The following is a 12,303-nucleotide window of genomic DNA, read 5'->3' on the forward strand; positions in this document are numbered from 1 at the left end:
TTGCTACAGCAAGTTATGACAAAACCGCCCGCCTCTGGGATGCTGAGACTGGCAAAGAATTAGCTACTCTCAACCACCGGCGCCAGGTAAATGCAGTAGCTTTTAGCTCCGACGGTAAAACCATTGCTACAGCAAGTTATGACAAAACCGCCCGCCTCTGGGATGCTGAGACTGGCAAAGAATTAGCTACTCTCAACCACCGGCGCCAGGTAAATGCAGTAGCTTTTAGCTCCGACGGTAAAACCATTGCTACAGCAAGTTATGACAAAACCGCCCGCCTCTGGGATGCTGAGACTGGCAATGAATTAGCTACTCTCAACCACGAGGGTGAGGTAAAAGCAGTGGCTTTTAGCTCGGACGGTAAAACCATTGCTACTGCAAGTGCTGACAAAACCGCCCGCCTCTGGAATGCTGAGACTGGCAATGAATTAGCTACTCTCAACCACGAGGGTGAGGTAAAAGCAGTGGCTTTTAGCTCGGACGGTAAAACCATTGCTACTGCAAGTGCTGACAAAACCGCCCGCCTCTGGAATGCCGATACTGGGAAAGTATTAGCTACTCTCAACCACGAGAACTGGGTAATGGCAGTAGCATTTAGCTCCGACGGTAAAACCATTGCTACTGCAAGTGATGACAAAACCGCCCGCCTCTGGGATGCTGAGACTGACAATGAATTAGCTACTCTCAACCACAAGTCCGGGGTAAATGCAGTAGCATTTAGCTCCGACGGTAAAACCATTGCTACTGCAAGTTATGACAGTACCACCCGCCTCTGGGATGCTGAGACTGGCAATGAATTAGCTACTCTCAACCGCAAGTCCGGGGTAAATGCAGTAGCACTTAGCTCCGACGGTAAAACCATTGCTACAAGTTCTGCCAAAACCGTCCGCCTCTGGGATGCTGAGACTGGCAATGAATTAGCTACTCTCAACCACGAGGGTTTGGTAAGAGCAGTAGCATTTAGCTCCGACGGTAAAACCATTGCTACTGCAAGTGGTGATACCGCCAGCCTCTGGGATGCTACCACCGGCAAAGAATTAGCTACTCTCAACCACGAGGACAGGGTAATAGCAGTAGCATTTAGCTCTGACGGCAAAACCATTGCTACAGCAAGTTATGACAAAACCGCCCGCCTCTGGGATGCTGAGACTGGCAAAGAATTAGCTACTCTCAACCACAAGTCCTCGGTAAAAGCAGTAGCATTTAGCTCCGACGGTAAAACCATTGCTACTGCAAGTGGCTATACCGCCCGCCTCTGGAATGCTGAGACTGGCAAAGAATTAGCTACTCTCAACCACAAGGGCGGGGTAAATGCAGTAGCTTTTAGCTCCGACGGTAAAACCATTGCTACTGCAAGTGGCTATACCGCCCGCCTCTGGAATGCTGAGACTGGCAAAGAATTAGCTACTCTCAACCACGAGGGTGAGGTAAAAGCAGTAGCTTTTAGCTCAGACGGCAAAACCATTGCTACAGCTAGTCGTGACAAAACCGCCCGCCTCTGGGATGCTGAGACTGGCAATGAATTAGCTACTCTCAACCACCAGGAATGGGTAAATGCAGTAGCATTTAGCTCCGACGGTAAAACCATTGCTACAGTTAGTCGTGACAAAACCGCCCACCTACATTGGGCAACGCCAGAAGGTTTAATTACAGAAGCTTGTCGTCGCCTCATTCGGAATTTAACAGCAGAGGAGTGGCAGCGGTATATGAACAGTGGGTTGGATCAATATGAGAGAACTTGTGAGGAACTTCCGGTTCATCGTAGTTTAATTGCAGAAGCTGAAAAGCTGGCAAAAACAGGAGAAAAAGAAGACATAAAAGCAGCAGTTTCTATCTTGAAACGCGCCCAAGAATTGGATGGGGAAATTGACCTCGATCCTGATACAGAAACTATAGAAAAAGACCCCGAAATTGTGGTGAATAAATTCTTTGCTACTGGCAAAGTAGCAAAGGCAAAAAAATTAGCAAAACGGGGAAAAATAGAAGAGGCAATTAGTCTTTATGATGAAGCACAAAAATTAGATTCAGAGTTAGAAATAGCTGCTAATGATTGGGCAGAATTATGTAGGTATGGCAGCTTAAATAATCGGGCTCAAGATGTGATATTTGCCTGTGAAAAAGCTGTTAAATTGAGTCCTGATGATGGTAGTATTCGGCGTAGTCGTGGTTTAGCAAAGGCATTAACTGGGGATTATCAGGGAGCGATTGATGATTTTCAAGTATATGTAAATTCGGTGGGAGATGGGGAGGAAAAGGCAAAAGTTGAAGGTTGGATAGAGACTTTGAAAAAAGGTGAAAATTCGATTACTGAGGAGGTATTGGAGGAATTGAAAAATTAGTCCATTAGAGTGCGTTTTTTATAAACCAGATTCTGTAATAACACCCCGTTTTGTAATACCAATTCCCAAAAATAATGCAAGACCTGGGATAAAACTTCAGTTATTAAGTAATTAAACTAAGGTAATTACTTTTTTGTTAGTTTGAGCAAGTTTAACATTAATTAGGGCTTGCGCTCAAAAGTCTTATGGGTTTGGGTAGGAGTCAGGAGACAGGAGACAACCCACCCCTAACCCCTCCCAGGAGGGGAAGACAGGAGAAATGGGAATTATAGAGTAGGTAGGAGTAAGAATTGTCACTCAAATTTTTCCCCCAAGTCTTGTCAAGATTATCACATTTTTACCTTAAGGGAGCAAAAAATAGGCACTTTTTTCGTATTTTAAAGAAGAGGTAATTATTAATTATTAATTATTAATTATTAATTGTTGAATTCTCCCCTACTCCCCTACTTCAATCAAATGTAGAAAAGTTTTTGAGAAATGGTATAAGACGAAATGTTTTTAGAGGATTACTCAAAATTCCCATAACAAAAACCACTTCCAACTTCATTTTTAGGATTGCTTAGATATATATTTTCTGAAAAACCAGACTAATATACTGACACTCAAAATTACTATGAATTTGAATATCAATGTATTTTCACAAACAAAAGATTCCTTAGAAAGAATTAATTCACATTGTCTTCTGGCATCATTATCCATAATAGTAACAATAGTCACTCCTGTACCTACCACAGTAATTAATTCTTGAAAGTTACGATCGCTCTTAGCTTTTTCTATTTCTACTTGGCTGCGGATAGCGTTAATATTACCTTCTAATAATTGTAATCCCTGGTCAAAATTTTTTACATCTCTTGTGATTTGCAAAAGATATTTTTCATTAACTAATTTACTAAAGTCTTCAAAAAATGCGATTGAGGTTTTATTGACAGCGATCTTTTCTCTAGCTTTTTTCTGGAGAGTTTGTAATCTTTTGTCGTAATTACTTAAATTTATTTCTATTGTGCCTTGTTGAAATTTTAAATTGTTTATATTTTGGGTATATTGATTGATGAGAATTTGGAATTGACTCAAAATATCACTAATTTGTTCCAACTTATTAGCTTTTCTATTTCCTCTAGTAAGATTTGCTTCTATAGATTTAATTATTGTCTGAATTTGACTAAATTTATCTTTAATTTGATTGCTTAAAATGCGAGTTTGTCCGTAAGACCAAACAATTTTATGGTGATAATAAAACAACCGCATCCAGTCTACATAAAATTTACTTAACTTGTAAAATGTTGCTTGGTCTGGATAAATAGCAATAATAATATGTTGATTTTGAACAACAGTAATAATTTCTTTGTCTGTTAATTTTACAGTCTGTTGTTTTAAGCTACTGTCAGAATATTCAAAAATCGTTGCTCCGATAAATTCACCTTTGCTTTCATATTCTATATCTTTGGCATTGGGAAAAATTGCTTTATAAGATTCTTGGGAAATTTTTTCTATTTCTTGTGGGGTTATTTCTGAGGAATTGGGTAGGTAGGTGGATAGCATCCAGCTCTGACCTAATGTAGCATTATTTCCTCCTAATTTTTGTTGAATTTTTGCTTTTAATTCGCCAAAATATTCTGGTGTTTTTTTGTCCGGTGTAGCAACTTCTAATAATAATCCATAACTATCTCCTAATCTTACTGGATAGTAATAACCATCTTCTCCAGAACTATTAGGATCTAAGGGAGCATAAGTAGATTTGAGCAGGTGAATATATTCTACCTCTATATCTTGGTTATTTTCTTGTCCGTCTTGTTGTAATTTTTCCTGAACAGTTTGATGGAATTTTTGATAAAAATATTGGCGTTTGTGTTCTATGTCTTTTTTATCATCACCAAGACTGTTTCTCAAGTCATAGAGAAATAAGTCAATAGTGGGATTAACAATATCGGTCATATTTGTAGTTATTAATATAGTTGTAGTGGCGTGTCAAGCTTGAAAATGTGGGTTAAAAAACTTAATCCCCCAACCCCCTTCCCTGCAAGGGAAGGGGGAGTAGTCCCCTCTCCTCGCAGGAGAGGGGTTAGGGGAGAGGTCTTCTAGGTTGCTCGCTCCTAACCCATAATTTTAGTCTAGACACACCAGTAGGTTAGGTTACTTATAATTTAATTGGGAGGGGGGCTGAGAAAGTAATTATTTTGGTTGATTCAATTATTACCCCCCGTGGCAATCTTTTCTAGAAAAATGAATAAGGTTAATTTGTTTTATTACCGCCTTGCCATGACAAAAGTAGTTCTGAACTGTCATTGGGAGGGGGGTTGAGAAAGTAATTATTTTAGTTAACTTAATTATTACCCCCCGTGGCAATCTTTTCTAGAAAAATGAATAAGGTTAATTTGTTTTATTACCGCCTTGCCATGACAAAAGTAGTTCTGAACTGTCATTGGGAGGGGGGTTGAGAAAGTAATTATTTTAGTTAACTTAATTATTACCCCCCGTGGCAATCTTTTCTAGAAAAATGAATAAGGTTAATTTGTTTTATTCCCACCTCACCATGATAAAAGTAGTTCTGAAATGTCATTGGGAGGGGGGTTGAGAAAGTAATTATTTTAGTTTATTCAATTATTACCCCCCGTGGCAATCTTTTCTAGAAAAATTAATTGGGAAATTGCGTCGGCTCAAAATATACTTTCCCCGAAAGGTTAATTTGTTTGATTCCCGCCTCGCAATGACAACAGGTAATTATTAATTATTAATTGTTAATTATTAATTCTTGAACCCCCGTGGCAATCTTTTCTAGAAAAATTAATTGGGAAATTGCGTCGGCTCAAAATATACTTTCCCCGAAAGGTTAATTTGTTTGATTCCCGCCTCGCAATGACATTAGATAAATCTGCCCCATCCCAACTACACAAATTATTTATTGTCTGACTACTTCTGATCAATTAAATTCAATAATTTATCAAACTTACTAATCTGTTTAACTGTTTCTGATGGCTCTGGTGATGAGATAATTTGGATAGCTGCATTGGTAATTTCATTGCTTTGAAAATCGGACATATTAACATCAGGAATAGGACGTTCTAGAGGTTGATTTTCCTCTGTCGGGATAAGTGTTTTCATCTCTTCGGTATTAGGAATTAAATTTTGAGGAATATTATCAATTTTTTCTAGCTTGGAATTAATCTTTTGAAAGACTTGATTGAGAGATGGGTTGTTGTTAATTATTTCCATTAGGCTTGGTTCAATATCTTCTTCCCAAGCGCTAGGGTCAAGAGATAATTGTTGACCGGCAATATAAAGGTTCTCTTTTTCCTCTGAATTGAGGGGAATGTCTAACTCTTTAATTGCTAGTAACATGGATAATAAGAATTTGTTCGCTGAATCTTTCATTTTGTATCTCCCTGATTTGCTGATTGCTTTCTGTAGTTTTAGATGACTTTAGTTATCGATCTTGATTAGATTCTTGTTTAATATATCTAGATACAATCCCTGATTAATACGAAAACCTAGTTTGGTAATTAAATCATCTATTAATGGCTGAATATTAGTCTTCCTTGTTTAGCAATTAACAATATACCTAAAATACCAATGATATTCAACCTTAAACTAATGTTTTTTTCTACCTGGGTTTTCATCTATGATTACTAATTCGGAAGCCAAAGAAACTGCCAAAGCTATTGTTTCTAATTCTCCTCAATGTAATTCATTTTTTAACTCTTCCAATAATAACTGATTTTTAACTCATGTTTTTCTATCTAGGATAAAGTTTAAACAGTGAAGTCCTTCGGTAAGTTTTGGTCGGGTTGAGTTAGAATTAATTTTTAGTTTTTGTTTAAATAAATTTCTTTATTACCCACTACTGCTAGATATAGTGTATAAATTCCTGGTTTTTCCTAGTAAACCCACTATCATTAGTGTAATTGCATAAATTATGACATATTTGATTTCTGAATAGTTCTCATCTTCTTAAGTAGGGTACAATCTAGTGGTTGTTTGTCAGTTGTACTTAGACATTTTCTGGTAACGTCAAAGTCAGTCTGGATAAGGGAATTAAGTTGATCCCCTAAAAATACCTAAAACCCTTGCTTCCATACGGATTTATACATTTTTGACGTAAAAGCTTTTGCCCATCTATATTTGAGCCTGTTTTCTGGTTATATTTTTTTAAGTCCCATTGGTATAGTAGGATATAGATAAATTTACTTAAATTATCCCTTTTTCAGAGGAGATTTAGGATTAAAATATTACCTCAATCACTGGAAAAATACTGTAATTTTTTTTTATAAACCTTTTAAATAATCAATATAATTAATAATCATGAATAGAGAAGCATTAGTTGTTGGAATTAATTCTTATCCATTTCTCAAAAAACAGAAGCCTGGAGATTTAAACCTCAAAGCACCCGTAAAAGATGCTGAAGCTATAGCCGAAATGTTAGAAAAATACGGCAAGTTTCATGTCCAACGTTTACCTAAAACTTATAACGAAGAAGGTCAAGCTAGATTTGTTCCTAATGGTCTTGTCAAAGTTAATGACCTGGAAAAAAGGATTATTAATTTATTTAATCCTCCATCAAAAAATGAAGTTCCTGATGTGGCTTTACTCTTCTTTGCCGGACATGGTTATTTAAAAGAAAAAGGAGGAATTCAAGAAGGATTTTTAGCTACCAGTGATGCTCAACTTAAAAAGGAGAAATATGGTATTTCTTTAAACTGGTTAAAAGAATTATTAAAAAATAGTCCAGTCAAAACACAAATAGTTTGGTTAGACTGTTGTTTTAGTGGAGAATTTTTGAATTTTCAAGAGGCTGACCCTGGTAGTGGAAAACAAGTAAGTCGCTGTTTTATTACTGCTGCTCGTTCCTTTGAAACAAGTGTAGAACAAATAGACGGAGAACAGGGTGTTTTTACCGCTAGATTACTCAAAGGTTTAAATCCAGAAAATTCGATTGATGGTTGGGTTACTAACTATATATTGGCAGATTCTATTAAAAAGAATATGTTAAATACGGCTCAAGCTCCTGTATTTCATAATTCAGGAAATGCGATTATTCTGACTACCAATAGTCCGACTCAACCCGTAGATGAACGCTGGAAAAATACTCCTCCTTATCGTGCTCTATCTTATTTTACAGAAAAGGAAGAAGATGCGGTATTTTTTCATGGCAGAACAAGATTAACAGATGAATTAATTGACAAAGTAAGAACTAATAATTTTGTAGCAATATTAGGAGCATCTGGTAGTGGAAAATCATCCTTATTAAGAGCAGGTTTGTTATATCAATTGAAGCGGGGGCAGAAAACATCGGGAAGCGATCGGTGGCAATATCTAAATCCTTTTACTCCCACTTCAACTCCTCTGAAAAATCTGCAAAATACAATTAATATAGAAGAGGAAAAACCAGAAAATTTAAGCGAAAAATTAATCGACTTTATTCAGTCAGCAGAAGCCGAAAGAGTCATCATGGTAATCGACCAATTTGAAGAATCTTTTACCCTCTGCGAAACTCACGAAAAACGACTTGAATTTTTTGATTGTTTTTTAGAAGCAATCAAAAATGAAGCCATTCAAAAGAAATTTTGCTTAATCTTAGGAATGCGGGCAGACTTTCTCGACCAATGCTCAAAATATCCAGGGTTAGCAACTCAAATAAAAGAACATCAATTCTTAGTAACGCCTCTGGAAAAAGAGGAAATAGAGGAAGCAATAAAAAAACCATCCGAATTAGTAGCAATGGGAGTACAACCAGGATTAGTTGCGCAAATGACAGAAGACTTTTTGCGTAACCCTGGTAGTTTACCTCTCCTGCAATATACTCTGGATGTACTGTGGAAAGATGCCACTCAAGGAGAAGAGAAAACTAAATATTTAACTCTGGAAACTTATAGAAAATTGGGTGGAATTAAGGGTACTTTGACGAAGCGAGCTAATGAAGTTTTTGAAAGTCTAAATGAAGAGGAAAAGTCAGTTGCGAAACGGATATTTTTAGAATTAGTACAGCCTGGGGAAAAGCAAATAAATGCGGGAAAAATAACAGACACTCGTAGAAGAGTAATTTTAGAAAAATTGCCCAATGAACAACATAGTTTAGAGATGTTGTTAGAGGTAAGTGATAAATTAGCCGACCAAAATAATCGGTTAATTACTATAGATAAGTCAGAGGTAGGAACATTATTAGATGTGATTCACGAAGAATTAATTAGAAGTTGGGAAAAACTGAGGGGATGGGTAGAAGAATATCAAGAAGTTTTGCCGTTGGTAAGGAAAATAGAAGCTGATGCAATGGAATGGAAAAAACACGATAAAAAAGATGATTGGTTATGGCGAGAAGGGCAGTTAATGAAGGCAGAAGAATATATAGCCAAGTATGGGGAGATTGGTTTGTTGGATGGATTTGCTTATGAGTTTGTCAAAGCAAGTCAGGAGTTGAGAACTCGTTGGGAAGTTGAAGGGAAAGAACGGAAAAAAAGGGAGTTTATACAGGAGCAAAAAGCCAGGAGGTTAGCTCAAAGACGGAATCAAATTTTGGCTATTTCTTTGCTGTTTATGAGTGGGGTATCTGCTTTTGCTGTGATTCAGCAAAGAATAGCTAAACATAATAGTGAAGCATCCTTTGCTCGTCAGATGGCAGCAGAAGCAGAAGTCGCCATCGCTAACTGGAACTGGTACGATCGAGGTACTTTATTAGGACTCCAGTCAATGGTTACAGTTCAACAGCTGCACAAAAATAGGTATGTATGGTGGAGGAAAGCCGTCAATAAATTCTTAGGCGATCAGCCTTTATATATCCCCCAAAATGCAGCCGATGGAGCTATCCGTAAAGGGCTAAGTCAACTACCAGATCATCTCCATACCCTCAAGCACGAGTCTGGAGTAAAGACAGTAGCATTTAGCCCCGACGGCAAAACCATTGCTACTGCAACTGATGACAAAACTACCCAGCTCTGGGATACTACCACGGGCAAAGATATCACTACCCTCAACTACCAGAATAAGGTAATAGCAGTAGCTTTTAGTGCTGACGGTAAAACCATTGCTACAAGAAGTGAAGATAAAGTTGCCCGCCTCTGGGATGCCAAAACAGGCAATGCTATCGCTACTCTAGTCCACCAGGACGGGGTAAATGCAGTAGCCTTCAGCCCCAACGGTAAAATCATTGCTACTGCAAGTGATGACAATACTGTCCGCCTCTGGGATGCCAAAACAGGCAATGCCATCTCTACCCTAGTCCACTACTTTCCGGTAAATGCAATAGCCTTTAGCCCGGACGGCACAGCCATTGCTACTGCCAGTGATGACAAAATCACCCGCTTCTGGGATACCGCCACAGGCAAAGAATTTGCTACCCTTGACTACAAGTCCAGGGTACATACATTAGCCTTTAGCCCCGACGGGAAAGCCATTGCTACTGTCAGTGATGATAATACCGTTCGCCTCTGGGATACCAGAACCTGTAAAGAAATCACTACCCTAAAGCACCAGGATAAGATAATAGCACTAGCCTTTAGCCCCGATAGCGAAACCATTGCTACTGCAAGTGATAGCAATACAGCTCGCCTCTGGGATACCTGCACTGGTCAAGAGGTCGGTATCCTCAACCACCAGTATAAGGTAAAAGCAGTAGCATTTAGCCCCGACGGCAAAACCATTGCTACTGCAAGTGATAATAGTACAGCTCGTCTCTGGGATACCTACACCGGCAAACAAGTCGCTTCCTTTAATCACCAAGACAAAGTAAATGCACTAGCATTTAGCCCGGAAGGCAAAACTATTGTGACAGCAAGTTATGACAAAACAGCCCGCCTCTGGGATACGAATATTGCTAAAGAAGTTACTACCCTCAAGCATCAGTCCAAGGTAAATGCAGTAGCCTTTAGCCCGGACGGCAAAACCATGGCGACAGCAAGTTATGACAATACCGCTCGCCTCTGGGATGCTTACACCGGTAAACAAGTCGCTACCCTGAATTACCAGTCCAAGGTAAATGCAGTAGCCTTTAGCCCGGACGGCAAAACCATTGCTACTGCAAGTGCTGACAATACTGCCAACATCAGGGATGCTGCTACAGGCAAAGCCATCGCTACCCTCAACCACCAAGGCGAGGTAATAGCAGTCGCCTTTAGTCGCAATGGAAAAACCCTGGCGACAGCAAGTGCTGACAATACTGCCCGCCTCTGGGATACGAACACTGGCAAACAAGTTGCTACCCTCAACCACCAAGGAGAGGTAATAGCAGTAGCCTTTAGTCGCAATGGGAAAACCCTGGCGACAGCAAGTGCTGACAATACTGCCCGCCTCTGGAATGCCAAGACTGGTAAACAACTCGCTACCCTACTCCATCAGGGGACAGTAAGAGCAGTAGCCTTTAGCCGCAACGGGAAGACCATTGCGACAGCAAGTGCTGACAATACCGCGCGCCTCTGGGATACGAACACGGGCAAACAACTCGCTACCTTCAACCACCAAAGAGAGGTAAGAGCAGTAGCTTTTAACCACAACGGGAAAACCCTGGCGACAGCAAGTAATGACAATACCGTTCGCATCCATTGGGTAAGGCCAAAAGATTTAATTGCAGAAGCTTGTCGCCGTCTTGGTCGGAATTTAACAGCACAGGAGTGGCAGCAGTATATAAACAGTAGCTTGGATACATATCAGAGAACTTGCGATGAACTTCCGGTTCATTATAGTTTAATTGCAGAAGCTAAAAATTTAGCAAAAACAGGGGAAAAAGAAAACATAGAAACAGCAGTTTCTATCTTGAAAAAAGCCCGAGAATTGCAACCGGAAATCGATCTCAACCCCGATACAGAAACTATAGAAACAGAACCCGAACTTGTCGCGAACAAATTTGCTGCTTCTACTTCGGTAGAAGAGGGTAAAAAATTAGCCAAACAGGGAAATATAAAAGAGGCAATTTCTATCTTTAAAGAAGCCCAAAAATTATCACCAGGAATTGACATCAATCCTGATACAGAAACTATAGAAACAGACCCAGAAGTTGTGGCAAATAAATTCTTTGCTTTTGGCAAAATAGAAAAGGGTAAAAAATTAGCCAAACAGGGAAATATAGAAGAAGCAATTAGTCTTTATGATCGAGTACAAAAATTAGATTCGGATGTAGAAATAGATGCTGATGATTGGGGAGAATTATGTCGATCTGGCAGCTTAAACAATCAGGCTCAAGGTGTGATGTTTGCCTGTGAAAAAGCAGTAGAGTTAAGTCCTGACAAAGGGAAAATTATGGGTATTCGTGGTTTGGCGAAGGCATTAAATGGAGATTATCAGGGAGCAATTGAGGATTTTCAATTATTAGTTGATTCGATGAAAGATGAGGAGAAAAAGGCGCGAGTTAAAGGTTGGATAGAGACTTTGAAAAATGGTAAAAATCTGTTTACTTCTGAGGTATTGGAGGAGTTGAGTAGTTAGTTAGGTTAGTGGTATTACTTTAGCCCCTATTCTTGGTTTCGGGCTGAGAGCTATACTACGAGCAAATATTCTTAGATAGAGACTTTGAAAAAGGGGGAAATCCGATTACTTATGAGGTATTGGAGGAGTTGAAAAATTAGGCTTGTAATATTGCTCTAGCCCCAATTCTTGGTTTCGGGCTGAGAGCTATACTACGAGCCAATAAATATTCTTAGATAAATTAGTAGGGTGCGTTAGACGAAATTAATTATTCGCTATCAAAGGGATTTAACAATCCGTCGTAACGCACCATATTAAACAATAGACCTCTTGCAAAAGTTTTAATTATATCAATTCAAGATCTAAAATCAACAATTTCATCTCCCTCCATACCTATTCCCTATTCCCTATTCCCTGACTTCTGCAAGAAGTCTAATGAAATTCGTCGTTCCTATTGTCTGTAGTGAGGGAGATTATTAATTTCTCAAACAATTTATTATATCATGTTCGGATAATCACTTATAATAAAGTTTTTGTTTGTAGTATAGCTCTCAGCCCGAACTGTAGATAGGGCTGAGAG

General features: G+C 38.9%; 4 protein-coding genes. 2 read left to right on the plus strand and 2 right to left on the minus strand.

Annotated features, from left to right (window positions below; all coding sequences use genetic code 11):
* Nucleotides 1-2,339: WD40 domain-containing protein (locus ACP6PM_RS33585; protein ID WP_426591186.1), on the plus strand; the 2,339-nt coding region annotated here is incomplete at its 5' end.
* Between the two features lie 549 nt (nucleotides 2,340-2,888).
* On the opposite strand, the gene ACP6PM_RS33590 is transcribed toward ACP6PM_RS33585, so the two are convergent.
* A complete protein-coding gene (locus ACP6PM_RS33590; protein ID WP_426591187.1) occupies nucleotides 2,889-4,271 on the minus strand; it encodes a hypothetical protein in 1,383 nt (460 codons plus the stop codon).
* 975 nt (nucleotides 4,272-5,246) lie between these two features.
* Entirely contained in the window at nucleotides 5,247-5,708 is a 462-nt protein-coding gene (locus tag ACP6PM_RS33595; protein WP_426591188.1) for a hypothetical protein, read from the minus strand.
* Between the two features lie 927 nt (nucleotides 5,709-6,635).
* Here ACP6PM_RS33595 and ACP6PM_RS33600 point away from each other — a divergent pair.
* Complete coding sequence (locus ACP6PM_RS33600) at nucleotides 6,636-11,744, plus strand: nSTAND1 domain-containing NTPase (RefSeq protein WP_426591189.1); 5,109 nt, start codon at nucleotides 6,636-6,638, stop codon at nucleotides 11,742-11,744.
* The last annotated feature ends 559 nt before the right edge of the window (nucleotides 11,745-12,303 follow it).

This window comes from Dapis brunnea BLCC-M229 (assembly GCF_050015995.1).
In the GTDB taxonomy this organism is placed as follows: domain Bacteria; phylum Cyanobacteriota; class Cyanobacteriia; order Cyanobacteriales; family Microcoleaceae; genus Trichodesmium.